The following is a 24,934-nucleotide window of genomic DNA, read 5'->3' on the forward strand; positions in this document are numbered from 1 at the left end:
TTTGTCGCTTTGGATCAGTTCTTTTTGATCAGGCCGTAGATCACCAGCAACACGACCGCGCCGACCAGTGCGCCGATGAAGCCTGCGCCCTGACCTGCCTGATAGATGCCCAGAGCCTGGCCGCCGTAAGTGGCTGCCAGCGAACCGCCGATACCGAGCAGGATGGTCATGATCCAGCCCATGCTGTCATCGCCCGGTTTCAGGAACCGCGCCAGTAGGCCGACGATCAAGCCGATAAAGATGGTTCCGATAATTCCCATGGCATTTCCCTCTCAAAGATAGATATGCGAAGCCTAGTCAGACTTTGGCATCCTGCCATGAGAGAACGGCGGCCCCTGAATGGTTCCGCCGCTGCCACATGAAACTGTCGTTACTCGGCGATCAGCGCTTCGACCTTGACGATCTGCGCCTGCAGCGTGGCCATGTCGGCGCAACGCAGGTTGGCGTGGCCGACCTTGCGCCCGGCCTTGAAGGCCTTGCCGTAGTGATGCAGATGGCAGTCTTCGATGGCGATGACTTTCTCAACCGGCGGTACCACGCCGATGAAGTTGAGCATCGCGCTCTCGCCGACCTTGGCGGTCGAACCCAGCGGCAGGCCGGCAACGGCGCGCAGGTGGTTTTCGAACTGGCTGCACTCGGCGCCTTCAGTGGTCCAGTGCCCGGAGTTGTGCACGCGCGGGGCGATCTCGTTGGCCTTGAGGCCACCGTCGACTTCAAAGAACTCGAACGCCATCACGCCGACGTAGTCGAGCTGCTTGAGCACACGGCTCGAGTAGTCTTCGGCCAGCGCCTGCAACGGGTGATCGGTGCTGGCCACCGACAGCTTGAGGATGCCGCTGTCGTGGGTGTTGTGTACCAGCGGATAGAACCTGGTTTCACCATCGCGGGCACGTACGGCGATCAGCGAGACTTCACCGGTGAACGGCACGAAGCCTTCCAGCAGGCAGGACACGCTGCCCAGCTCGGCAAAGGTGCCGACCACATCTTCCGGTTTGCGCAGGACTTTCTGGCCCTTGCCGTCATATCCCAGGGTGCGGGTTTTCAGTACGGCCGGCAGGCCGATCGAAGCTACGGCGGCGTCCAGATCGGCTTGCGATTGAATGTCGGCGAAGGCCGGAGTCGGGATGCCCAGGTCCTTGAACATGCTCTTTTCGAACCAGCGGTCGCGAGCGATGCGCAGGGCTTCGGCGCTCGGGTAGACCGGGACGAATTGCGAGAGGAATGCCACGGTTTCGGCCGGGACGCTTTCGAATTCGAAGGTCACCAGATCGACTTCATCGGCCAATTGGCGCAGATGATCCTGATCGCCGTAATCGGCCCGCAGGTGTTCGCCCAGCGCGGCCGCACAGGCGTCCGGCGCAGGGTCGAGGAAAGCGAAGTTCATGCCCAGCGGGGTACCCGCCAGGGCCAACATGCGACCCAACTGGCCGCCACCGATTACACCGATCTTCATCTCAACAACCTCAGGCAATACGTGGGTCTGGATTGTCCAGGACGCTGTCTGTCTGCTCGGCACGGAAGGTTTTCAGTACCGCGTGGAACTGTGGATGCTTGGCACCGAGGATGCTCGCCGAGAGCAGGGCGGCGTTGATCGCGCCAGCCTTGCCGATAGCGAGGGTGGCGACCGGAATGCCCGCTGGCATCTGCACGATCGACAGCAGCGAGTCGACGCCCGAGAGCATGGCCGACTGCACTGGCACGCCCAGCACCGGCAGGTGGGTCTTGGCCGCACACATGCCTGGCAAGTGGGCTGCGCCACCGGCACCGGCGATAATCACCTCGATGCCGCGGCTTTCAGCCTCTTCGGCGTACTGGAACAGCAGATCCGGGGTACGGTGGGCAGAGACCACTTTGACCTCGTACGGGATGCCGAGCTTTTCCAGCATATCGGCGGTGTGGCTAAGGGTGGACCAATCGGACTTGGAGCCCATGATCACGCCAACCAGTGCACTCATCGTCGCGCCTCTTCTCTCTGGAGCGCCCGCAGGCGCGTCATAAAACAACAAGCCACGCAGGTTGCGTGGCTTGATTGTACGAAAAATGGCCGGACGTGCCGGCCGAAGGCCGCGCAGTATACCGCAAAGAAAGCAATAAACAGCCCCCCGCGCGACCATCTGTCATCTGCCGCAAATGCCCGGTTTTATTGACCTGAAGGTCAGCGACAGAACACCGCAAATCCCCTGTAGGAGTGAGCCTGCTCGCGATGGCGGTGTGTCAGTCACATCGTCGCTGAATGTGCTGACGCTATCGCGAGCAGGCTCACTCCTACAAGGGGTCCGCGTAGGCTCAGGACGCTTGTGCAGCGCCACCCTCGAGCTTGCGCCACAGCAGGCGCACGTTGGCTTTACGCACCAAGGCGCAACGGTACAGACGAATCTCCAGCGGCACATGCCATTGCGGGCCACCGCAGACCACCAACTCACCACGCGCCAGCTCAGCACGCACGCTCAGTTGCGGCACCCAGGCAATGCCCAAGCCTTCCAGCGCCATGCTTTTCAGGCTGTCGGCCATGGCGGTTTCGTAGATCGTCGTGAAACGCAACTGACGCTGGCGCAGCAAACCGTTTACGGAACGGCCGAGGAAAGCCCCGGCGCTGTAGGCCAGCAACGGCACGCTGGCTTCGCCCTCAAGATCGAACAACGGCTTGCCATCAGCATCTGCTGCGCACACCGGCAGCATCTCGGTCTGGCCCAAATGCAGCGACGGGAAAATCTCCGGATCCATCTGCATCGCCGCATCCGGGTCATAGAACGCCAGCATCAGATCGCAGCCACCCTCACGCAACGCATGCACCGCATCGCCAACGTTGGTCGCGACCAACCGCGTGGCGATATTCAAGCCTTCATTACGCAACTGCGCGATCCAGCGCGGGAAAAAGCCCAGCGCCAGCGAGTGAGCCGCAGCGACCTGCATCACTTCGCCCTGCCCGCCTTCCAGATGATGCAAATGGCGCAGCACTTCACCGAGCTGTTCAACCACCGTGCGCGCGGTCACCAGAAACAACTGCCCCGCTGCCGTCAGTTCGACCGGCGTGCGCGAGCGATTGACCAGAGTCAGCCCCAGTGCAGCCTCCAGACTGCGGATCCGCCGACTGAACGCCGGCTGGGTCACGAAGCGTCGCTCAGCGGCCTGCGAGAAGCTACGGGTGGCGGCCAGAGCACTGAAGTCCTCGAGCCATTTGCTTTCCAGATTCATCACGTCCTCCCGGACACGCACCAAAACAGGTCACACGTCTGCCGCGCACGCGGCGTCACACGGGCATTATGCCGAATGTGCATAGGGCAGTGCTGAACAGCATTGGCCCAAAATTTCCCACAAGCCTAGCATTCGCAGCGTTCCGGCACAGACCGGGTCCATATCGAGATGATTTCTATCATGTCCTCCGCTGCATCTTTCCGCACAGAAAACGACCTGCTTGGCGCCCTCGAAGTACCGGCTCAAGCGTATTACGGCATCCAGACCCTGCGAGCGGTGAACAACTTCCGCCTCTCCGGCGTTCCGATTTCGCATTACCCGAAACTGGTTGTCGGCCTGGCAATGGTCAAACAGGCCGCTGCTGACGCCAACCGCGAGTTGGGTCACCTGAGCGAAGCCAAGCACGCGGCCATCAGCGAAGCCTGTGCCCGATTGATCCGCGGTGATTACCACGAAGAGTTCGTGGTCGACATGATTCAAGGTGGCGCCGGTACTTCCACCAACATGAACGCCAACGAAGTGATCGCCAACATTGCGCTCGAAGCAATGGGTCACCAGAAAGGCGAGTACCAGTTCCTGCACCCGAACGACGACGTCAACATGGCGCAGTCGACCAACGACGCCTACCCAACGGCGATCCGCCTGGGCCTGCTACTCGGTCACGACACCCTGCTGGCCAGCCTCGACAGCCTGATTCAGGCGTTCGCGGCCAAGGGCAAAGAATTCGATCACGTCCTGAAAATGGGCCGTACCCAGTTGCAAGACGCCGTGCCGATGACCCTCGGCCAGGAATTCCGTGCCTTCGCCACCACCATGGGCGAAGACCTGGCCCGTCTGAAGACGCTGGCCCCGGAACTGCTGACTGAAGTGAACCTCGGTGGCACTGCGATCGGTACCGGCATCAACGCCGACCCGCGTTATCAAGCGCTGGCTGTTCAGCGTCTGGCACTGATCAGCGGTCAACCGCTGGTTCCAGCCGCCGACCTGATCGAAGCGACTTCCGACATGGGCGCTTTCGTACTGTTCTCCGGCATGCTCAAGCGCACCGCGGTCAAGCTGTCGAAGATCTGCAACGACCTGCGCCTGCTGTCCAGCGGCCCACGCACCGGCATCAACGAAATCAACCTGCCGGCGCGTCAGCCAGGCAGCTCGATCATGCCCGGCAAGGTCAACCCGGTAATTCCGGAAGCTGTGAACCAGGTTGCTTTCCAGGTCATCGGTAACGACCTGGCGCTGACCATGGCAGCCGAAGGCGGCCAACTGCAGCTGAACGTGATGGAGCCACTGATCGCTTTCAAGATCTTCGATTCGATCCGCCTGCTGCAACGCGCCATGGACATGCTGCGCGAGCACTGCATCGTCGGCATCACCGCCAACGAAGCACGCTGCCGTGAACTGGTCGAACACTCGATCGGTCTGGTCACCGCTCTGAACCCGTACATCGGCTACAAAAACGCCACCCGTATCGCCGGCCTCGCCCTTGAAAGCGGCCGCGGCGTACTGGAACTGGTGCGCGAAGAAGGTCTGCTCGACGAAGCCATGCTCGCCGACATCCTGCGCCCGGAAAACATGATTGCTCCGCGTCTGGTTCCGCTCAAAGCCTGAGCCGACACGTTACTTGTAGCACCGCTCACCAGGTCGAGGGACTAGACACCTCTCACCTTTTGAGGGCTTGGGGATTTAGTCCCCAAGCCCTTTTTTTTAACTTCTTCGCGGGCAGGACGTTAAATGTTTTGTGTATTTGATACCGCCAAGATCGCAGCCTTCGGCAGCTCCTACATTGATTGACGTACACCTGTAGGAGCTGCCGAAGGCTGCGATCTTTTGATCTTGCAGCACCCTCGTTTCGTCGCTTGCACCACTACCGTGCAGACGGGCGCGTCACTGATCGGTATAGTGCCGCCCCTCTTCGCGTGAGCGGTCGTCGGTAACGAGGCCATAACCCATGCGAAACCCGAACTAATAACAAACCCGCGAAATGGAACCGGACGAAACCTTCGCCTCACCTGTCGTGCCGTGCGCGCACCGGTGTAACACGATGTTTCTTCCATCCAGTATTTGCTTACACAATAAACAGCGAGGAAAAATCCATGCTCGAAGTCATTAACGACTTCCTCTCAGGGAAAGTACTGATCGTGCTCATTGTCGGGCTCGGTAGCTACTTCACGATTCGCTCGCGTTTCGTTCAATTGCGCCACTTCTTCCACATGTTCGCGGTGTTCCGCGACAGCCTAAAGGGCAGCGCCGGGCAACTCAGCTCGTTCCAGGCTCTGATGCTCAGCCTTGCCGGCCGAGTGGGTGCAGGCAACATCGCCGGTGTCGGCATTGCCGTGACCCTCGGTGGTCCGGGTGCGGTGTTCTGGATGTGGGTAACCGCACTGGTCGGCATGTCCAGCAGCTTCTTCGAGTGCACCCTGGCCCAAGTCTACAAGCGCGCCGATGGCGACGGCCTGTACCGTGGTGGCCCGGCCTACTACATCCAGCACGGCCTGAAGCTCAAAGGCATGGCGGTGGTGTTCTCCGTTCTGCTACTGGTCACCTACGGCTTTGCCTTCATTGGCCTGCAGTCCTACACCGTGACCCACTCGCTGCAGAACGCCTTTGAATTCAACCCACAACACACCGGCATCGTCCTGGCGGTGCTGCTGGCCATCACCTTCATCGGCGGCATCAAGCGCATCGCATCGGTGTCCGACCTGCTGGTGCCGATCAAGACCCTCGCCTATATCGGCGTAACCCTGTACGTGATCGGTACCCAGATCGAACATGTGCCAGCCATGCTGGAAACCATCTTCAAGAGCGCCTTCGGCCTCGATCCGGCCTTTGGTGGTCTGCTCGGCAGCGCCATCGTCATGGGCGTGAAGCGTGGCGTGTTCGCCAACGAAGCGGGTCTGGGCAGTGCGCCGAACGTCGCCGCCGTGGCCGCCGTGAAGCACCCGGGCGCGCAGGGCGTGGTTCAGGCTTTCAGCGTGTTCCTCGACACTTTCGTGATCTGCACCTGCACCGCGCTGCTGATCCTGCTGTCGGGCTTCTACACCCCGGGCTTCGAAGGTGACGGCATCGTCCTGACCCAGAACTCGCTGGCCGCTGTGGTCGGTGACTGGGGTCGCATGTTCGTCAGCGTCGCGCTGTCGCTGTTCGTCTTCACCTGCATCCTCTACAACTACTATCTGGGCGAAAACAGCCTGCAGTTCCTCACCCGCAACCGCGCCGCGCTGATGATTTTCCGCGGTCTGGTGCTGGCGCTGGTGGTATGGGGTTCGATGCAGGATCTGTCGACCGTGTTCGCCTTCGCCGACATCACCATGACCTGCCTGGCCTTCGTCAACCTCGTGGCTCTGGCCATGCTGTTCAAGGTCGGCATGCGCGTAATGCGCGACTACGACGGGCAGCGCCGCGCCGGCGTCAAGCAGCCAGTGTTCGACTCGAGCAAATTTGCCGATCTGGACCTCGACCTGAAGGCCTGGCCGACCAATCCGTCTGCCGCTGCCGACAAGACCGAAGCCGAGCCGCAAGGCGTACCTGCAGCGCAACGCTGACAGGTGAATGACGGGCGCATCCCCAGCGCCCGTCAGTTATTGTGGTGCAATAACTTGTAGGAGCGAGTCTGCTCGCGATAGCGGTCTTTCAGCCAACATCAATGTTGAATGATGAACCGCCATCGCGAGCAGGCTCACTCCTACAAGGACCTCATCCTTTCGGAGAATCCCCATGAATTCGTCGACCTACCCCGCCGCCCAACACGTCATGGTGCTCTACACCGGTGGCACCATCGGCATGCAGGCCAGCGCCAATGGTCTGGCACCAGCGTCCGGTTTCGAAGCGCGGATGCGCGACTACCTGCACAGCCAGCCTGAACTCGTTGTGCCGCAGTGGCGCTTTCGCGAGATGTCGCCGCTGATCGACAGCGCCAACATGACCCCGGCCTATTGGCAGCAGCTGCGTGAAGCGGTGGTCGATGCCGTGGATGTGCAAGGCTGCGACAGCGTGCTGATCCTGCACGGCACCGACACCCTGGCCTATAGCGCGGCGGCGATGAGTTTCCAGTTGCTCGGTCTGCATGCGCGGGTTTGCTTCACCGGTTCGATGCTGCCGGCCGGTGTCACCGACAGCGATGCCTGGGAAAACCTCGGCGGTGCGCTGGTTGCCCTCGGCCAAGGTCTGGCGCCGGGCGTGCATCTGTACTTCCACGGCGAACTGCTGGCGCCGACCCGTTGCGCGAAAGTGCGCAGCTTCGGCCGTCATCCGTTCAAGCGTCTGGAGCGTCAGGGCGGCGGTGTCAAAGCCTCTTCGATTCCAGCATCGTTGAACTACAACCAGCCGAAACAACTGGTCAAGGTTGCGGTGCTGCCACTGTTCCCGGGTATCAGTGCCGAAGTGCTCGATGGTCTGCTCGACAGCGGCATTCAAGGTCTGGTGCTGGAGTGCTACGGCAGCGGCACCGGGCCGAGCGACAACCCTGAGTTTCTGGCAAGCCTTGGCCGCGCACGGGATAACAGTGTGGTGGTGGTTGCCGTGACGCAATGCCATGAGGGTGGCGTTGAGCTGGATGTGTATGAGGCGGGCAGTCGCTTGCGCGGTGTTGGCGTGTTGTCCGGTGGCGGCATGACCCGTGAGGCGGCGTTTGGCAAGTTGCACGGGTTGCTCGGTGCAGGGCTGGAAACCGCTGAAGTGCGTCAGCTGATCGAACTGGATTTGTGTGGTGAGTTGCTCTGAGCAAGGCTCTGGAATGGCCCACCCTAGCCCTCTCCCGGAGGGAGAGGGAACCGACCTTAGTGTCTTGCGCTATACGCCGACCTGAAAAAAAGTGTCGATTATGGATTCGGCACAGTTTTTTCACGTCGGCGTATCTCTTCAATATCCCCCAATCGGCCCCCTCTCCCTTTGGGAGAGGGCTGGGGTGAGGGGCTACTGCGGCATGCAACTTGCTGCGTTCCAGCCACCTCAAGGCTGGAAGATCTTATGCTCCACTCCCACCTCACCACCCTTAATGCCGTCTCGCTGATCCTCAACACCTTCAAAGCCGAAGGCCTGTCGAGCGAGGCGCTGCTCGCCGGTAGCGGCATCAGTGTCGCGGACTTGCACCGGGCCGACACGCGCATCACCACCAATCAGGAGATGCAGGTCTGCGCCAATGCGGTCGCGCTCAAACACGATATCGGTCTGGAACTGGGCCGGCGCATGCATGTTTCCTGCTACGGCATCCTCGGTTACGCCCTGCTGACCTGTGCCACCTTCGGTGACGCTTTGCGTCTGGCGATCCGTTATCCGGCGCTGTTGGGAACACTTTTCGAGCTGAGCCTGGAAGACGACGGCGAGCGCGTCTGGTTCGTCGCCGCCGACTATCGCGAGAGTCCGTCGATGGCGGTGTTCAATGCCGAGTTCTGCCTGGTGTCGTTGAAAGTCATTTGCGATGACTTGCTCGGGCATCCGCTGCCCTTGCTCGCGACGCGGTTCGAGTACGCCGCGCCGGACTATCGTGACAGTTACGCCGAGCACTTCGACAGCCCGCTGCACTTCGCCGCCAAGGACAACGCCTTTGCCTTCGACCGTCACTGGCTCGATCAACCGCTGCCGCTAGCCGATCTCATCACCCATCAAGCCATGACCGAACGTTGCCGCAAACAGAATCTTGAGTTCACCGGGCGTCAGGCATGGCTGGGGCGCATCCGCCAATTGCTCAGCGCCCAACTCAACGCCGCGCCGGGACTGGAAGGTCTGGCGCAGCAGATGAAGTGCTCGCCGCGCACCTTGCGCCGGCATCTCAAGGACATGGGCAGCAGCTATCAGGAACTGCTCGATGAACTGCGCTTCGAAAGGGCGAAGCAGATGTTGTGTGAGGACCAGTTGCCGATTTATCGCATCGCCGAAACCCTTGGCTTCAGCGAGACCGCGAGCTTTCGTCATGCCTTTGTGCGCTGGAGTGGTGTGGCTCCAAGCCAGTTCAGGGCCTGAAGAAGGGGCGAATTGCGGTCATGATTTTTGGCCAGATCCATCCCCTTTTGGCCTTTCCTGCCGTTCTCCGATTCGCTTCACGCCGCAACACTGTGGGCAACCGAATCAGCCCTGCGGAGAACAACAAATGCTGACGATCTACTCGGACGATCACCACCTGCACCATGGCCGCTGCGAACTCATCGATGGCCAGCTCAAGCCGTGTTTCGAGATGCCCTCGCGCGCCGACCATGTGCTGCAACGCGTGAAAAACCAGAACCTCGGCCCGGTCGAGGCACCGAAGGATTTCGGTCTGGAGCCGATCGCCCGCATCCACGGCCAAGACTATCTCGACTTTTTCAAAGGTGCGTGGGCGCGCTGGACTGAATTCAATACTGACGGTGACTTGCTGCCCTACACCTGGCCGGCGCGCACCCTGCGTGCAATCAAACCGTCCAGCCTGCACGGCCAGCTCGGCTATTACAGCTTCGACGGCGGTGCGCCGATCACCGCCGGTACCTGGCAAGCGGCGTACAGCGCGGCGCAAGTTGCGCTGACCGCGCAAGCAGAAATCCAGCGTGGCGCGCGCGCTGCCTTCGCCCTTTGCCGTCCACCGGGACACCACGCCGCCAGCGATCTGATGGGCGGTTATTGCTACCTCAACAACGCTGCCATCGCCGCGCAGGCCTTCCTCGATCAGGGCCACCAGAAGGTCGCGATCCTCGACGTCGACTATCACCACGGCAACGGTACCCAGTCGATTTTCTACGAGCGCAGCGACGTGCTGTTCACCTCGATCCACGGTCATCCGGAAGCGGAGTTCCCGTTTTTCCTCGGCTACGACGATGAGCATGGCGACGGTGCCGGTGAAGGTTTCAACTTCAATTACCCGCTGCCCGCCGGCTCCGGATGGGACGTGTGGAGTGCGGCACTGGAACAGGCCTGCGACGAGATCGATCGCTACGGCGCCGACGTCATTGTCGTGTCGCTCGGCGTCGACACCTTCAAGGACGATCCGATTTCGCAGTTCAAACTCGACAGCCCGGATTATCTGGCGATGGGCAAGCGCATTGCCGCCCTTGGCAAACCGACGCTGTTCGTCATGGAGGGCGGTTACGCCGTGGAAGAAATCGGCATCAATGCGGTGAACGTGCTCGAAGGGTTCGAGCAATAAACGAATTTTAGCCAGACACACAACACCAGACCCGCCGGTGCGGGTCTTTTTTGGCCCGCGATATTTATCTACCGCACGCCTCCCGCCGCCTGCCTCTACCTTGCCCGGATTCGCCGCCATCCCGGCGCGCGCCCATCAGTGCAGGTGTTGCCAATGCCCGAAATCCCATCGCCCAGCGCCGTCGACGTCTTGACCCAACTGGTGACCGGCCCTTCGCTGCGAGAAGTCGCCTCGAAAACGTTGCGCCCGGCGCTCAAGACCTTGTATCCAGACCTGGAAATCGACCCACAGCTGGCCATGGTCGTGAGACCGACCTGGGTCATCGAGGTGGATGAGGTCGTCCCCGGTCGCCACCGGATCGAGTCGCTGACCGACACACTCGTGCGCCTGGGCCTCTCCGGCAGCACCGTGACGTACCTCGACGGCGAACATTATCTGACCTTGCAACCCGACCAATCCGCAGCCATCCAGCTGCCGGTAAAAATCAGCGCCGTCGGCAAACTGCTCAATCAACTGGCACCGCTGTTGTTCATTGCCTACAAGGAACAGCAGGTCAATTACTGGGACGATTTCACCTACCCCGGGCAACCGCGCTGGCAGCAAATGTCACAAGCCCTGCGCAATCTGTGGGGCGTCGAGGCCAGTCCCGACTGGGATGCCGATCAGCGGGCCATAGTCGCTGCGGTTTACCAGCATCCAGAGAAAAATCAGCGCCTGCCCACCGACAAATACAAAACCCGCGCCTGTCTGATTGATCTGGACCGGGGCGAGGGCGACGAACAAAGCCATCTGACCCTGCTCGACACGGCGGTTCTGATTGGCACCGCCGACGAGCGCACGCTGATCATGACCCACTCGGTGATCCAGGGATTCGAGGCCTTCGACTCCCTGGATGAACTGGGCAAGGCCCTGCCGCGTCGCTACTGGAAAGAGGCCTCCGGCACCGGCTTGAAATGGCGACTGGTCGAACCGCAAGGCAATTTCTTCGACTATCAGGCCTGTACGTTGATTGCTCTGGAAGCCGACGCCCTCGGTGCGATCAATTTTTTCCAAGGCTCAAGCTTGAACGCGCTCTACCCGCACACCGGAACGGTCGGCGATCCTCGAGAACCGCCACCGCGACTCAAACCCAACATCGAACGCCTGCGTCCGATGCTGCCACCCTGGCTCGACAACGCAGCGCCTGCCGATCAGACCCGTTACAGCCGACATTTACTCGACCTGACCATGGTGCAACACACAAACAAGGGCAAATCATTCCAGAGCGAAGTCATCAGCCTGCAGGCGTTTACCCGCGATGCCTTGAAACAAGAGATGCTCAAGGATCATCCCAAGGCCGGCGAGGTGAGCATTGATGACATCGAAATCAGTATCACCAGTCTGGTGGTCTGGGGCACGTTTGTGTTGCCGGGCAATACCCAGACCCAGACGCTGTCGCTGATTGAACTCGCCCTGCAGAACCTTGCCGGGCAGCCACTGGGCAATAAAACCGTCCGTTACAAGGATGGCGGCACGTTGCCTGACTGGATGACCGCAAGCTATCTGGAACAACTGGTGCGCACTGTCGATATCGGCGAGAGCTATCCGGCGCACCTGAAAAACCTGCTGATCGAAGACACAGAGCAAGCCTTGGCACTGCGAGGGCTCTACACCAGCCAGTTGCCTATTGAACTGCCGCTCCTGGCGTTACAACACAAAATACAAGGCAAGGACGGCATCACCGAGCAGGGTTACCGCTATGTCGTTGCGGCGCTGTCCAGCACCGGCGATGAGCGTCATGTCGATCACGAAGAAATCGTCATTCGCCCGCTGGCGTTCGTTGCCCATCGCAGCCGCTCAGGAGCGGACACCGTCGAAAACATGTTTGTCATCGGCCCGCGCGACGCGGACCAAGGCCCGTGCGTACTGTATCGCCCACTGTTCGAGAGGGTGCTGATGCAGTTTCCCTCCCACGCCAACCTGCTTTACGAGATTCAGCAGTCTCGCCAGTTGTGCGAATCGGTCCTCGCCTGGTTGCCGGACGACGTGCGCTTCAACTACAGCCAGTTCGTCTTCACCGGCCGACTGCCTTCGGTATGGACGATCCCGCAATTGCTGGTCAACCCCACGACAGCCCTGGACATGTCCGGCCCCATCGCGCTGGGTAAGGCAGCCATTGAGCAGAATGTTCTGGCAACGCTGCACAACAGCAACGTCCAGGCCGTCATAACTCAAGCCGATCGGCAATCGGTTTCCGATGCGGAAGCGCGTTGGGCTTCGCTTAAAAGCGGTGGCTGGATGGTGTTCAACGCCGCTTTGCCATTCCTCGGACGCAGTGTCGGCACAGCCGCGTGGATCTGGCAGATCATGGACGACCTGCAAGAGGTCAGCGACGTCGCCAATGAACAATCCGGCAGGATCGCCTGGAGCGCGCTGACTGACATTCTTCTGGCGCTGGGCATGGTGCTGGCCCATCGTGCAGCGGTTGGCGAGGCACCGCGAAACGAATTGATAACAACCCAGGAACCCGCGCCGAGCGTAAAAACCGTTGCCGTGGTCACCCAACCCGTGCAGTTGGCGGACGTCTCCAGCAGCGCACTGCCCGGCCTTCACGAAATGTCGATCAATCCCTTTACCGCACTGAAACGATCTCCCACCGCACTGTCCCAGGTGCTCGACAGTTTTCAGATCGCTAAACCCAGAGGGCTCGGCGAGGCGGCCAGCGAGGGCACGCATCAGCACCTCTACCCCCGCCAGAAACAATGGTTCGCCCCTGTGGGCATGCGCTGGTTCGAAGTCGTGCTCAATGAACACGCAGACGTGCAGATTGTCGACTCTCGTCAGCCAACGTTGCGTAAGGGGCCGATGCTGAGTCGCACCGCCAACGGACAATGGGTGATCGACCTTCGATTGCGTCTGCGCGGCGGCGGGCTCGACAGCGCCCTCAAAGTGGTCCAGGACATCAATGAAATGGACGCAAGCCAGTTGACTCGCGAGATCAGCGCGTTCGATTTGACGATGAAAGCCAAACAGGTCCAGCGTGATGCCGACCACACTGCGCTCAACGATGCACTACCGCCCGCCCGCGCGCAGGCCCGTCAGCGGTATCTGGATACGCTCGGCTCACAGCTCGAGGCGTACGGTACGAGCATCGAAAAGATCAAGGCGTTGAATAACAAAGAACCCATTATCAATTACCGCACCGTCATGATCCAGCGACTGGAGATGCAATTGTTTCTCGGGCAGGAATGGCTTGACCTGCATTCCACGGATTTCCAGGCAAACCTCAAAAGCATGCAAGCGATGCTGGCCGACGAAAGCCGTTTCGCCCCCGAGGTATTTATTCAGACCTTCGAGCGAATGAACGAGCAAACCCAGGCCATCATTGAAAAAATGGAGTCGGCCCAGAGCCGTTTTGAAGAACTGGCCTTGCTGGGGAAAAAAGCGGTCAAGGTCATCAATACCTACCGCAAGGCATTGCCGAAATACGATCTGGACGACCTCAAGCTGTTGCAGATCAGTCTCGGCCAGGAGATCTGCATCAAGGCCTGGAGCACGGCGACTGACGCCAACGCCCATCAGGCGCTGGGCGTCCTCATCGAGGATGCGGCACTGAATATCCAGAGCACGCTGAACCTGACCGCCGACGAAAGCCTGGACAGGCTGCGCGAACGCACGGATGCCTTGAACAAGGTTGCCGAACAATTTACCGCTGTCGACCAACGCTTTGGCGATCTGCTGATCGACTACGCCAACCAGATCAACACCGAACGGCTGGAGCATGTGCGCAGTCGGGTTATCGAGTTCAAGGCCCGCACGGATGTGAAGCTGGTCGAACTGCTGCGCTATAGTCACTTGCTGGAGCCGCAGCCCGGCCCATCCAGACGGGCCGCCAAATCGTCATCTGCGCGCCAGATCATCAAAACCAGATCCAGAGGCACGCTGGTCGGCGAACGCAAAAAGAGCCTCGAAGGCCGACAGAACGATCTGGTGGAAGTGCGCACCGTCCTGACGGGGGTCATCGCAACATTCAAGGAGGAGTCACCCGGCGTCTGGGTCGAGCAGCGCACCGCCAAACCCAAGCCACCCAAGACCAATCCCACTTTGAATATCGGTATCCGTGAAGGTCAGGCCCTGCTCGACGGTTTGGCAGCCTTCCACCGGCGTATCGAAGCCCAGCTCAAACGAGGACCACGGATTCCCGTCGAGATTGAAGAGCAATACCAGCGGCATGCCGCCACGTTGCGCGAAGCCAATGCGGCCATCGACGAAGCCTTGACCCGCAGTAACCTGACCGCCGATCTGAAGAGACCGACTGAAGCGCTCAGCCACAAACTTGACGAGGCTGCCAACGCCCTTGATGCAAAAGGCACCAGCACCCGGATCCGGATGGTCAAACAACAACCACCGACGGCGGCCGGGGTTCAGTGGCTGAAGGACATGGGCGAAGTGACGATTTCACAGACCGTGACTCGGCGTCGCCTCAAAGGTCAGGCCCGGGACTTTCTCGACGAATACGCTATAGGCGATGCCCATACCCACAAGGTGTTGTGTTACGCACATTTTCATTACAGCAGCGCGCAAGCACCGGTCACGCCGTTCCCGGTGGGCCATATGAAAACCGTTGCACAACGGTTGATGGGCGGTGCCTACGAACCACGCTTTTTGAATAATCAGGCGCTGATCAATATTCATCGCAGCGGCATTTCCGACAAGTCCGCGCGAGCGCTGTTTCTCACACCTGCCACGCCTGTCGCAACCGGGTCAGCGCCGAGTTGATCGCAGGCTCAGGCACGGCGGCGAAGCCCAGGACCAGTCCGGCACGCTGATCCAGCGGCGCCGTGGAATCCGGCAGCCAGTAACTGCTCAGACCATTGATCTCCACGTCGGCGCGGGCGGCTTGTTCGATCAATTGCCGCTCGCGTTCGATGCTGTCGACCGCCAAGGTCAAGTGCAGTCCGGCCGAGACCGCAGGCAAATCGCCGACGCCGGCAATCACGCTTGGCCAGCCGTCGAGCAAGGCATTGCGCCGGCTCAGCGCAGCGCGGCGCATGCGCCGGATATGCCGCTGAAAATGCCCGGCGGCCATGAATTCGGCCATCACCGCTTGGGTACTGACCTCGGAATGGCGGACATCCACGGCCCGGCGTTGCGAGAATGCATCGACCAGCGCCGGGGGCAGCACCAGATAACCGAGGCGCAATGCCGGAAACGCGACCTTGCCAAAGGTGCCGACATACAGCACCCGGCCCTGTCGATCGAGTGCCGCCAACGGCGCCAGCGGTGCACCGGTGTAGCGGTACTCGCCATCGTAGTCATCCTCGACGATCCAGCCTTGGCAACGCTCGGCCCAGGCGAGCAGTTCCAGGCGTCGCGCCAAGCTCATCACCACGCCGGTCGGGTACTGATGTGAGGGAGTGACATACGCCACCCGACAATCCCCGGTGGCCGACAGCGCTGAGCAATCCATGCCCTCTTCATCCACGGCAATACCGTGCAAACGAGCCCCGGCCACAGCGAACGCATGACCAGCCGCGCGGTAGCCCGGATTCTCGATCGCCACAGCATCGCCCGGTTCCACCAGCAACTGTGCACAAAGGCTAATGCCCTGTTGTGCGCCGCTGGTGATCACAATTTGCTCAGGTGAACACTGCATGCCGCGTGAACTGCGCAGATAGGCGGCGATCATGGCGCGCAGACGCGCGTCGCCGGACGGATCGCCGTAACACAGTTGCTCCAGATCCGGTTTTCGCCAGAAAGCCGCATTCAGCTTGGCCCACACCTCGAACGGGAACAGATCAAACGCCGGAACACCCACCCTGAATGCTCGTGGCGGACCACTCGGTGGCCGGGCCAAATGGTTCTTTTCGATGCGCGAAAAACTATCGCTGTGGATAACTTTACTGGATGAAATTACAGGTAAATCCAGCCAATTTGTGGATAAGGCTGTGGGTAAGCCTGTTGAAAACCCTGTGGATACTTTTGTGGATAATTTTTTCGCAGGGCTCGCTACCGGCATCAATTGTGCGACGTAGGTGCCATCCCCTACCCGCCCTTCGATAAAGCCTTCGGCATACAGTTGATCGTAGGCGCGCACCACGCTGTTGCGGGAGATCCCCAACGCCGCCGCCAGATCGCGACTGGCCGGCAACCGCGTGCCACTCGCCAGCCGCCCGTCCAGTACCCGTAGGCGCAACGCCTGATAGAGCTGCCGACTCAAACCCTGGCGGCGATCAAGCTCGATACCCGCAGGGTTGAAGGGCATGGATAACGTTGGCGAATCGGGCATGGCAATGGACCTATGAAATTGGTCATCAATGGATCTTACAACAGACCAATAGCCTGCCTACGATGCAGGCATTCGCCAAGGAAAATCTGTCCATGTACACGCCACGCGCCTTTGCCATCGAAGACCTGACACAACTGCACGAGCTGATTCTCGCCACCCGCCTCGCCATTCTGGTAACTCACGGCGAAAATGGCCTGCAAGCCAGCCATGTGCCGGTGCTGCTGCATTGCGAACAAGGTGACTACGGCACGCTGTACGGGCACTTGGCCCGCGCCAATCAACAATGGAAAGACCTGCGCGACGGCGCCGAAGCCATGCTGATTTTTGCCGGTGCCGACGCCTACGTCAGCCCGGGCTTTTACCCGAGCAAGGCCGAACACGGCAAAGTCGTGCCGACCTGGAACTACATCGCCGTGCATGCCTATGGCCACGCCGAAACCTTCAGCGACGGCGGGCGCCTGCTCGACATCGTCAGCACCCTCACCGACCGCCATGAAGCCGGCCGCGCACAACCGTGGTCAGTTGCCGATGCGCCCGCCGATTACATCGACGGCATGCTCAAGGCCATCGTCGGTTTCGCCATTCCCATCGACCGTCTCGAAGGCAAGCGCAAGCTCAGCCAGAACCGCAGCGCCGAAGACATTGCCGGCGTGCGCGAAGGCCTCGCTGCCAGCCCCGAAATCAACGATCAAAACCTCGCCCGATTGATGCGCTAAGGAAATCACCATGAGTCAGATCGACATTCGCCCGGCCAGCGCCGCCGACCACGCCGCGTGGCTGCCGCTGTGGCAGGCCTACCTGCGGTTCTACAACACCGAACTGCCGGAAGCTGTGACGCACAGCACTTGGCAGCGTTTTCTCGACCCAAGCGAACCGACCCACGCGGCATTGGCCTGGGCCGACGGTAAAGCCGTGGGCATGGTGCATCACATCTACCATCGCTCGAACTGGAGCATCGAAAACTCCTGCTACCTTCAAGACCTGCTGGTGATCCCCGAGACCCGTGGCACCGGCGTCGGCCGCCTGTTGATCGAACACGTCTACGCCACCGCCAAGGCTGACGGCTGCGGCAAAGTGCACTGGCTGACCCACGAATCCAACGCCACCGCGATCCAGCTCTATGAGCGCATCGCCGAACGCCCGGGCTTCATCCAGTTTCGCAAAGCCATTTAAGGAGACGCGTACATGACTGCATCACTCGCTGACTGGAAAGGCGTCCCCGCCCCCACCGCCACATTGCTTGAAGGCCGTTTCATTCGCTTGGAAAGACTAGACCCGGCGCGCCACGGTGACGAGCTGTTCGCCGCCCTCGAAGGCCCCGGCGCCGACCCGAAACTCTGGGATTACTTGCCCTACGGCCCGTTCCCGGAACGCAGCGTTTTCGACGCTTGGCTGAACAACCACGCGGCCGCCAGCGACCCGTATTTCTTCGCTGTCATCGACCGCGCCAGCGCTCAGGTGCAAGGCATCCTCAGCCTGATGTCGATCGTCCCGGCCCAGGGCCGCATCGAGATCGGCCACGTCACCTTCGGCGCGCCAATGCAGCGCTCGTCGAGAAGCACCGAAGCGGTGTACCTGCTGGCCAAGCACTCCTTCGACCTCGGCTACCGCCGCCTCGAATGGAAATGCAACAACGGCAACGCCCGCTCCAAGTACGCCGCCGAGCGCTTGGGTTTCAGCTTCGAAGGCGTATTCCGCCAGCACATGGTGGTCAAAGGCCAGAACCGCGACACTGCGTGGTACTCGATTCTGGATGGCGAGTGGCCGGCGATTGCGGCAGGGTTCGAGCAGTGGCTGTCAGATGAAAATCAGACGCCCGACGGGCAGGTGAAAGGCTTGGTCGAATGCCGTAGTTAAATCGTCAAAGCAAAAGATCGTCCGAACGCGGCCCGAGCCTGCGGCAGCTCCTACACGGGATTGACGCTCATCCTGTAGGAGCTGCCGCAGGCTGCGATCTTTTGATCTATTTCAGCCTAGCTTTTGCGCCAGCACCGCAATGTGTTCCGGCCCGATCCCGCAGCATCCGCCCAAATGGCTCGCACCGCGCTGCTGCCAGTCAATCGCCCAGTGCAAATAACCCGGCGGATCCAGATCCTCGCGCAGCGGATCAAGTCCATCATTGGCCGTGGCTTCTTTTGGCTGCGGCGGAAACGCATTGGCGTAAGCACCAATGTTTATCTTCACCCCCAGACGCTCGAAGGTTGCACGCGCCGCATCAATCGCGCCACCAATCACTTCCGGCTGACTGCAATTGAACAACAACGTATCGACACCCAACTCAGCTGCCACCGCCGCCGCTTCGGCGACTGGCTCTCCAGAGCGCAGGCGCGGCACTTCATCGGTGTCTTCGTCCTTCAAGGTGAATGACAACCAGAACGGTTTGCCATCCTTCGGCAACCCGGCGCGAATGGCGCGCGCCTCGATGATCGAACTCTGGGTTTCCGCCAGCCACAGATCAACGTGCGGTGCCAGGCCATTGACCAAGGGCGCCAGCAACTCGGTCACTCGCGCGGCCTCGAACAGATCCGGACGATAAGAGCCAAACAGCGGCGGCAATGAGCCAGCTACCCGTACGAATTTTCCCGAGGACTGCACCACGCGTCGCGCCAACTCACCGGCCAACGCGGCCAGCGCCTGCCCTTCAGCGGCGAAACGCGCTTCGCCAATATGGAACGGCACCACGGCATAACTGTTGGTGGTAATCACATTGGCGCCACTGGCGATGTAAGCGGCATGCACCGCCTCAACCGCTTGCGGCGCCTCGCTCAACGCCAGCGCCGACCACTCGGGCTGACGAAATGGCGCACCGGCGCGCTGCAACTCACGGCCCATGCCGCCATCGAGAATAATCGTGCTGCCTGCGCCCATATGCTTTTCACTCATATGCTTATGAAAATAACTCACTATCAGAGTCGTTCTTATAACTATTTAATACGCACCATTCCGTTAAAAACAACCTCTTTTTTACCCAGGGATCGACTGTGAAATTTAAACCGCTACTGGCCCTGGGCCTGACGATTCTGGCCGCTTCCACTCAAGCCTTCGCTGGCGCCACGCTGGATCGTATCGAGCAGAAAAAAGAGCTGGTCGGTGTGCTGATGGAAAGCTATCCACCGTTCTCGTTTCTCAATGACCAGAATCAGCTTGATGGCTTCGACGTTGATGTCGCCAAGGCTGTGGCTGACAAGTTAGGCGTCAAGCTACGACTGGAAACGCCGTCCTGGGACGTCATTGCCGCCGGCCGCTGGAGCGGTCGCTACGATATCTGCATCTGCTCGATGACGCCGAGCAAAGCCCGCGCCGAAGTGTTCGATTTCCCGGTCGAGTATTACGCTTCGCCAGCGGTGATCGTGGTCAACGCCAAGGATGAGCGGATTCACGATGCCAAGGATCTGAGTGGCAAAAAAGTCGGCCTCACCAGCGCGTCCAGTTACGAAAGTTATCTGAACAAAAACCTGGTCATTGAAGGCGCCGAAGACACGCAGTTGCAGTACCCGTTCGAAGACGTGCAGATCGCGCCGTACGATACCGACAACGTCGCCTTCCAGGATTTGGGCCTGGGCGCCGGCGTGCGCCTGGATGCGATCCTCACCAACCTCGTCACCGCGCAGCCACGTCTGAACCAAGACAAACGCTTCAAACTGGCCGGCGCGCCGCTGTACTCGGAGCCGAACTCGGTGGCCATCGAAAAGGGTGACGCGCAATGGGACGCCAAGGTGCGTGAAGTCTTCGCGCAACTGAAGCAGGACGGCACCCTGAGCAAGCTGTCGCAAAAATGGATCGGCGCTGATATCAGCCAATGACTTCTTTCCCGACACCTCCCCAGCCACCGCAACCGGTGGCTGAAACTCGCCTGCAACGGATGTTCGGTTTTCGTACGCGGCTGTACCTGACCTGGGCAGCGCTGTTCTGCCTGTTCGCCGGGTTCTTCCTGAGCTTCGACCTGAAGTTCTCGATCATCCTCGACAAACTGCCCAATCTGGTTGGCCTGCACCTGGCGCCCAACGGCTTCTTGCAGGGTGCAGCGCTGACGCTTTTCCTGTGTATGTGCTCGATTGTCGCCTCGTCCCTGCTGGGCTTCATCACGGCATTGGCACGTCTGTCGAAAAGCGCCGTGGCGTTCGGCATCGCCAGTTTTTACACCTCGTTCTTTCGCGGCACGCCACTGCTTATCCAGATCCTGCTGATCTACCTGGGCTTGCCGCAACTGGGTATCGTGCCTGGCGCCATTGTCGCGGGCATCATTGCCCTGTCGTTGAACTACGGCGCCTATCTCAGTGAAATCTTCCGCGCCGGCATCCTCGGGGTCGACCACGGCCAGCGCGAAGCTTCGCTGGCCTTGGGGATGCGCGAGACAGTGATTTTCTGGCGCATCACCCTGCCGCAAGCCATGCGCACGATCATCCCGCCCACCACCAACCAGTTCATCTCGATGCTCAAGGACTCGTCGCTGATTTCGGTGATGGGCGTCTGGGAAGTGATGTTTCTCGCCCAGTCATACGGGCGCTCAAGCTACCGCTACATCGAAATGCTGACGACGGCGGCGATTATTTACTGGCTGATGTCGATTGGCCTGGAATTGATTCAGGCGCGCATGGAGCGGCATTACGGCAAGGCTTACGTGCGGCGGAGCTAGGGCGATCGGCACATTGCGGGCTGCGTCGGGTTTTAATTGATTTCTCGGCGAAGCCGCACGACGCCCATTTTCATCCCGAACAATCGGAATATTGAGTCCAACGACCTTAACGTTTGATTACCCTCAGCGTGCTCTATGTGTATCAACGTGCGGACCGAAATTTTGCACATCTTAGCGAATTGGATTTGATGCAGCCCTGTCACCTCCACTCGTAAACGGCGGACAGCTTCGCTGATTTCCAATGTCCCGTCGGCCAGCGCCTCTTGAATGCTTTCGATGAGCGCCATGCGTTCGAGAACTGTCATTACCATTTTCCTCTCCAATCTTCGAGCGCCGCATAAGGCTCAATAAACATTAATGGCGCGGGGATTCATTGATGTGATTGCTTCGGCGTTTGAATCAAACTTACTGCACCTAATGAGAGGAGCAGGCAAAAAAACTGCAACAAAATGCAGAAATTAATATGTTTCAGCGCCGAAGATGCAAAACAATGCAGATCAACCACCGACATCATTCTGTAAAAACCCTTCGCTATACAGGACGCCCCGCTTATAACAAGAAGGCCGTCCGACCATGCCGTTCCCGCCCCAGCGTCTGTCCCTTGCCATTGCCCTGTTGATCGCTGCTACATCGGCAAACGCTAAAACCGTGCAGATCGACACCGCCACCACTGCAGCGCAAACGCTGGGTGGTAGCGACACGTTGACGATTTCGGCGCCGGGCAGCATCACCAACAGCGGCAAGGCCGTGAGCCTGAAAGACAAGACCAGCGGTGCGGGTGTGGTGATCGATAACGCCGGCAAAATCGTTTCCACCGGCGGCCGGGCCATCGACAGCAGCGGCGACCTGACCCAGGCGCGCAACTACACGATCAACAACCGCAGCGGCGGGCAGATTCTCGGCGCCAACGACGCTTTGCGCATCGACAGTAACTTTATCAGCGGCAGCCTGTTGATCGACAACAGCGGCATCATTCGTTCGACCACCGGCCAGGGGCTGGACCTCGATGCGCTGCGCAGTGACGGCGTTAAGACCACCATTATCAACCGTGCCGGCGGACTGATTCGCGGCGACGCCAGCGACGGCATGAAGACCGGTGCCAACGCGACCATTACCAACTACGGCGAGATCTCCACCGGCGATTCGCACAATGCCGACGAGAAGTTCGACGGCATCGACATCGATTCCGCAAGCGGTGTCAGCGTGACCAACTACGGAGTGATTTCCGGCGGCCGCCATGGCATCACTACCGACCTTGGCGCGACGCTGATCAACTACGGGCAGGTCACTGGCCGCAATGGCTCAGGGTTCGGTTCCGACGGCGATGGCACGGTGATCAACCACGGCACCATCACAGGCGCTTACTCAGGCTTGCAAGCGAACGGTGACGGCGATGGCGTGGACATCGACAAGATCGCCCACATAGAAAACTACGGGACCATTCAGGGCGTCGGTGCCGGCGGCGTGGACAAGGGCGGGTTCGCCAACGGCAGCGAAGGCATTGCCTTGGGTGGCGGCTACATTCTTAACGCCAAGGACGCTCTGATCAGCGGCGCCGACAGCGCCATTCTGGTCGACGATGGCAGCGGCGGTTCGGGGCTGGCGGCTACCACTCTGGAGAACTTCGGCACCATTCAAGGCCTCAACGGGTTCGGCGTGAAATTCGTCGGCGAGTTCGCCGACAGCGTCATCAACGGCGGTACGATCAGTGGCAGCAATGGCCTGGCGCTGGACCTGGGTGGCGGCAATGACAGCCTGACCTTGCGCAATGGTAGTCGCTTCGTCGGTGTTGTCGACGGCGGTAGCGGTTATGACCGAGTGGTGATGGATGACGCGGCCGGTGGCAGCTTCGGCGCCAGTCGCAACTTCGAATGGCTAGAGGTCAAGCAAGGTGCCTGGACGCTGACCGGCCATGACGATTTCAGCGATGGCGGCGCAGTGCGCAACGGCGCGACACTGCTCAACCAAGGCAGCATCGCCGGTAACCTGAGCGTTGACGCCGGCGGTGTGTATGCCGGTGGCGGTTCGGTGGGCAGCCTCAACGTCAACGGCACATTGCGCACCGACACCAGCCTCGGTCGCGCAACCATCGTTCGCGATTTGAACATGGGCAGCACAGCCACTCTCGCCTACGGCGTCAATGCCGATGGCAGCAGCGCGCCGGTACAGGTCGGCGGCATCGCCAATCTCAATGGCGCAACGCTCGCGGTGAATACCGGCAGCGGCACGTATCCATGGCAGAGCCATTACACCGTGCTGCAAGCGGCGCAGGTCAACGGCACCTTCGGCAAAGTCACCAGCGACTATGCGTTCCTCACGCCGACCCTCGCCTACACGCCCACCCAGGTCGACCTGACCTACACCCGCAATGACGTGGCCTTCAATGCGTTCGCCGCGACCGGCAACGGTACAAACGCCGCCAACAGCCTCGCCTCAATCGGCAAAAACAGTGCGCTGTACAACGCCTTGCTCAATACCAGTCAAAGCAGCGCCGGCGCGGCAATCGAGCAACTGGCCGGTGCCAGCAACGCCAACCTGACCAGCGCCACCCTCGGCGCCAGCAGTCAAGTCGGCAGCAGCATGCTCTCGGCCATGCAGCAAATGGCCGGCAGCCCGGGACTGATGGTCGGTCTCGATCAGCGCGACACACCCGTGCTGGCGGCCAATGGCGTGCCCTCCGAGGCGCGCAATCTGAATGATCCGAACGCGCGCGGGCGGCTCTGGCTGCAAGGCATCGGCGGCTTCGGCAAGCTCGATGGCGAGCACGGCAGCAGCGGTCTGGAACAACGCACCAAGGGCAGCGTGCTGGGCGTCGACTGGGCTCTAAATCCGGCGTGGCGCCTGGGTGTACTGGGCGGCTATTCGAAAACCGATCTGGATGCGACCGGCGTCGACGGCAACGTCGAGAGCTGGCACGCCGGTGTCTACGCGCTGCATCAAAAAGGCCCGATCTCGCTGCGTCTGGGAGCGGCGTACAGCGGCCATCAAGGTGAAAGCAAACGCACCATCGCCTTCAATGGTTTCAGCGACCGTCCGAAAGGCGACTACGACGCCGACAGCCAGCAAGCCTTCGCCGAACTCGGCTACGCCATGGGCAGTGGCCGCCTCAGCGCCGAGCCGTTCGCCAGCCTCGGTTATCAGCGCTACCACCGCGACCGTTACCAGGAAAAAGGTGGCGCCGCCGCATTGCAAGTCGAGAGCCAGACCCAGGACAACTTCAGCAGCACCTTCGGCCTGCGCCTGGCGCACTTGAGCAGCCTGGACAACGGCATGAGCGTGACGCCGCGCATGGCTGCTGGCTGGAAACACACTTACGGCGATGTCGGCAGCTCGACGCGTCAGGCGTTTGTGACTGGGGGCACGGCGTTCAGTGTCGATGGCAGCTCGCTGGATCGTGACAGTCTGGTGCTGGAAGCCGGGCTGGACGTGGGGATTTCTGCGCGGCACACGTTGGGTGTGGGATACAGCGGCGAGATCGGCAGCAACAGCCGTAATCACGGGTTGATTGGTCAGTGGCAAATGAGTTTTTGAGGGTTGAACAGCCGGCGGGGTCTTGAATGGTTGTAGGAAAAGGGGCCGCTGCGGCCGAGTAAAAATCCTGGTTGCGGATCTCGCGGTTATTTTCTACAAAACGATGCGATGTCGCCTGCAAGCGTGCGGGAAGCAGCCGACATCGGATTTTTTGGGGCATCAATAGAGTTGGGGCTTCTTCCAAAGAAAGGCTCAA

At 60.4% G+C, this 24,934-nt stretch carries 19 protein-coding genes; 12 read left to right on the top strand and 7 right to left on the bottom strand.

Translation table 11 applies throughout. The annotated features are described in order from the left end of the window. Positions 1 to 14: 14 nt before the first annotated feature. The 4 genes from PspR84_RS28940 to PspR84_RS28955 form a co-directional block, all read right to left on the bottom strand. Complete coding sequence (locus tag PspR84_RS28940; RefSeq protein WP_008030708.1) at positions 15 to 260, bottom strand: GlsB/YeaQ/YmgE family stress response membrane protein; 246 nt, start codon at positions 258 to 260, stop codon at positions 15 to 17. Positions 261 to 370: 110 nt separating this feature from the next. Next, a complete protein-coding gene (locus PspR84_RS28945; protein WP_158958421.1) occupies positions 371 to 1,453 on the bottom strand; it encodes a 5-(carboxyamino)imidazole ribonucleotide synthase in 1,083 nt (360 codons plus the stop codon). 10 nt (positions 1,454 to 1,463) lie between these two features. Continuing rightward, entirely contained in the window at positions 1,464 to 1,955 is a 492-nt protein-coding gene (purE, locus tag PspR84_RS28950; protein ID WP_007920220.1) for a 5-(carboxyamino)imidazole ribonucleotide mutase, read from the bottom strand. Between the two features lie 331 nt (positions 1,956 to 2,286). Then, a complete protein-coding gene (locus PspR84_RS28955; protein WP_102902470.1) occupies positions 2,287 to 3,195 on the bottom strand; it encodes a LysR substrate-binding domain-containing protein in 909 nt (302 codons plus the stop codon). A 180-nt stretch (positions 3,196 to 3,375) separates the two neighbouring features. Between PspR84_RS28955 and aspA the strand changes: the two genes are divergently transcribed. The 6 genes from aspA (at position 3,376) to PspR84_RS28985 (ending at position 15,061) form a co-directional block, all read left to right on the top strand. Next, positions 3,376 to 4,800: an aspartate ammonia-lyase gene (aspA, locus tag PspR84_RS28960; protein WP_122596765.1), complete on the top strand. Its 1,425-nt coding sequence runs from the start codon at positions 3,376 to 3,378 to the stop codon at positions 4,798 to 4,800. 485 nt (positions 4,801 to 5,285) lie between these two features. Further along, complete coding sequence (locus PspR84_RS28965; RefSeq protein WP_160059964.1) at positions 5,286 to 6,734, top strand: alanine/glycine:cation symporter family protein; 1,449 nt, start codon at positions 5,286 to 5,288, stop codon at positions 6,732 to 6,734. 172 nt (positions 6,735 to 6,906) lie between these two features. After that, positions 6,907 to 7,911: an asparaginase gene (locus PspR84_RS28970; RefSeq protein ID WP_160059965.1), complete on the top strand. Its 1,005-nt coding sequence runs from the start codon at positions 6,907 to 6,909 to the stop codon at positions 7,909 to 7,911. A gap of 246 nt (positions 7,912 to 8,157) precedes the next feature. Further along, on the top strand, positions 8,158 to 9,150 hold the full coding sequence (locus PspR84_RS28975) for an AraC family transcriptional regulator (protein WP_160059966.1): 993 nt from the start codon (positions 8,158 to 8,160) through the stop codon (positions 9,148 to 9,150). Positions 9,151 to 9,277: 127 nt separating this feature from the next. Then, positions 9,278 to 10,303, top strand: coding sequence for a histone deacetylase family protein (locus tag PspR84_RS28980; protein WP_160059967.1), 1,026 nt, complete (start codon positions 9,278 to 9,280; stop codon positions 10,301 to 10,303). Positions 10,304 to 10,456: 153 nt separating this feature from the next. Next, positions 10,457 to 15,061, top strand: a complete 4,605-nt coding sequence (locus tag PspR84_RS28985) for a DUF6543 domain-containing protein (protein ID WP_160059968.1) — start codon at positions 10,457 to 10,459, stop codon at positions 15,059 to 15,061. Here the strand turns inward: PspR84_RS28985 and PspR84_RS28990 are convergent. After that, entirely contained in the window at positions 15,018 to 16,571 is a 1,554-nt protein-coding gene (locus PspR84_RS28990; protein ID WP_160059969.1) for a PLP-dependent aminotransferase family protein, read from the bottom strand. The two genes, PspR84_RS28985 and PspR84_RS28990, sit on opposite strands and share 44 nt — an antisense overlap. Positions 16,572 to 16,663: 92 nt before the next feature. On the opposite strand from PspR84_RS28990, the gene PspR84_RS28995 reads away from it, so the two are divergent. The 3 genes from PspR84_RS28995 to PspR84_RS29005 are packed head-to-tail and all read left to right on the top strand — an operon-like array spanning position 16,664 to position 18,428. Beyond that, positions 16,664 to 17,287 carry an FMN-binding negative transcriptional regulator gene (locus PspR84_RS28995; protein WP_160059970.1) on the top strand — a complete coding sequence of 208 codons (624 nt, stop codon included), beginning with the start codon at positions 16,664 to 16,666 and terminating at the stop codon, positions 17,285 to 17,287. Positions 17,288 to 17,297: 10 nt separating this feature from the next. Next, positions 17,298 to 17,744, top strand: a complete 447-nt coding sequence (locus PspR84_RS29000) for a GNAT family N-acetyltransferase (protein ID WP_160059971.1) — start codon at positions 17,298 to 17,300, stop codon at positions 17,742 to 17,744. Between the two features lie 12 nt (positions 17,745 to 17,756). Beyond that, a complete protein-coding gene (locus tag PspR84_RS29005; protein ID WP_160059972.1) occupies positions 17,757 to 18,428 on the top strand; it encodes a GNAT family protein in 672 nt (223 codons plus the stop codon). 111 nt (positions 18,429 to 18,539) lie between these two features. On the opposite strand, the gene PspR84_RS29010 is transcribed toward PspR84_RS29005, so the two are convergent. Continuing rightward, on the bottom strand, positions 18,540 to 19,439 hold the full coding sequence (locus PspR84_RS29010; protein ID WP_160059973.1) for a homocysteine S-methyltransferase family protein: 900 nt from the start codon (positions 19,437 to 19,439) through the stop codon (positions 18,540 to 18,542). A 113-nt stretch (positions 19,440 to 19,552) separates the two neighbouring features. Here PspR84_RS29010 and PspR84_RS29015 point away from each other — a divergent pair, with 113 nt between their 5' ends. Both PspR84_RS29015 and PspR84_RS29020 read left to right on the top strand, forming a co-directional pair. Further along, positions 19,553 to 20,374: an ABC transporter substrate-binding protein gene (locus PspR84_RS29015; RefSeq protein ID WP_160059974.1), complete on the top strand. Its 822-nt coding sequence runs from the start codon at positions 19,553 to 19,555 to the stop codon at positions 20,372 to 20,374. Then, positions 20,371 to 21,207, top strand: coding sequence for an amino acid ABC transporter permease (locus tag PspR84_RS29020; protein WP_160059975.1), 837 nt, complete (start codon positions 20,371 to 20,373; stop codon positions 21,205 to 21,207). Before PspR84_RS29015 ends, PspR84_RS29020 begins: the two co-directional genes overlap by 4 nt. A 32-nt stretch (positions 21,208 to 21,239) precedes the next feature. Here the strand turns inward: PspR84_RS29020 and PspR84_RS29025 are convergent, their stop codons facing one another. Further along, positions 21,240 to 21,518, bottom strand: coding sequence for a transcriptional regulator (locus tag PspR84_RS29025; protein ID WP_127930287.1), 279 nt, complete (start codon positions 21,516 to 21,518; stop codon positions 21,240 to 21,242). A 262-nt stretch (positions 21,519 to 21,780) separates the two neighbouring features. On the opposite strand from PspR84_RS29025, the gene PspR84_RS29030 reads away from it, so the two are divergent. Further along, the gene (locus PspR84_RS29030; RefSeq protein ID WP_160059976.1) at positions 21,781 to 24,738 is read left to right on the top strand and encodes an autotransporter outer membrane beta-barrel domain-containing protein; all 2,958 of its coding nucleotides are present in this window, start codon (positions 21,781 to 21,783) and stop codon (positions 24,736 to 24,738) included. The last annotated feature ends 196 nt before the right edge of the window (positions 24,739 to 24,934 follow it).

The sequence above is a fragment of the Pseudomonas sp. R84 genome, assembly GCF_009834515.1.
Lineage (GTDB): Bacteria > Pseudomonadota > Gammaproteobacteria > Pseudomonadales > Pseudomonadaceae > Aquipseudomonas.

Coding starts and splice junctions, on each gene's coding strand:
- PspR84_RS28985 (WP_160059968.1), top strand. CDS start 10,457: ATGCCCGAAATCCCATCGCCCAGCGCCGTCGACGTCTTGACCCAACTG.
- PspR84_RS28955 (WP_102902470.1), bottom strand. CDS start 3,195: ATGAATCTGGAAAGCAAATGGCTCGAGGACTTCAGTGCTCTGGCCGCC.
- PspR84_RS28965 (WP_160059964.1), top strand. CDS start 5,286: ATGCTCGAAGTCATTAACGACTTCCTCTCAGGGAAAGTACTGATCGTG.
- PspR84_RS28990 (WP_160059969.1), bottom strand. CDS start 16,571: ATGCCCGATTCGCCAACGTTATCCATGCCCTTCAACCCTGCGGGTATC.
- PspR84_RS28980 (WP_160059967.1), top strand. CDS start 9,278: ATGCTGACGATCTACTCGGACGATCACCACCTGCACCATGGCCGCTGC.
- PspR84_RS29005 (WP_160059972.1), top strand. CDS start 17,757: ATGACTGCATCACTCGCTGACTGGAAAGGCGTCCCCGCCCCCACCGCC.
- PspR84_RS29020 (WP_160059975.1), top strand. CDS start 20,371: ATGACTTCTTTCCCGACACCTCCCCAGCCACCGCAACCGGTGGCTGAA.
- PspR84_RS28940 (WP_008030708.1), bottom strand. CDS start 260: ATGGGAATTATCGGAACCATCTTTATCGGCTTGATCGTCGGCCTACTG.
- PspR84_RS28970 (WP_160059965.1), top strand. CDS start 6,907: ATGAATTCGTCGACCTACCCCGCCGCCCAACACGTCATGGTGCTCTAC.
- PspR84_RS28945 (WP_158958421.1), bottom strand. CDS start 1,453: ATGAAGATCGGTGTAATCGGTGGCGGCCAGTTGGGTCGCATGTTGGCC.
- PspR84_RS29000 (WP_160059971.1), top strand. CDS start 17,298: ATGAGTCAGATCGACATTCGCCCGGCCAGCGCCGCCGACCACGCCGCG.
- PspR84_RS29030 (WP_160059976.1), top strand. CDS start 21,781: ATGCCGTTCCCGCCCCAGCGTCTGTCCCTTGCCATTGCCCTGTTGATC.
- purE (WP_007920220.1), bottom strand. CDS start 1,955: ATGAGTGCACTGGTTGGCGTGATCATGGGCTCCAAGTCCGATTGGTCC.
- aspA (WP_122596765.1), top strand. CDS start 3,376: ATGTCCTCCGCTGCATCTTTCCGCACAGAAAACGACCTGCTTGGCGCC.
- PspR84_RS29010 (WP_160059973.1), bottom strand. CDS start 19,439: ATGGGCGCAGGCAGCACGATTATTCTCGATGGCGGCATGGGCCGTGAG.
- PspR84_RS29025 (WP_127930287.1), bottom strand. CDS start 21,518: ATGGTAATGACAGTTCTCGAACGCATGGCGCTCATCGAAAGCATTCAA.
- PspR84_RS28975 (WP_160059966.1), top strand. CDS start 8,158: ATGCTCCACTCCCACCTCACCACCCTTAATGCCGTCTCGCTGATCCTC.
- PspR84_RS28995 (WP_160059970.1), top strand. CDS start 16,664: ATGTACACGCCACGCGCCTTTGCCATCGAAGACCTGACACAACTGCAC.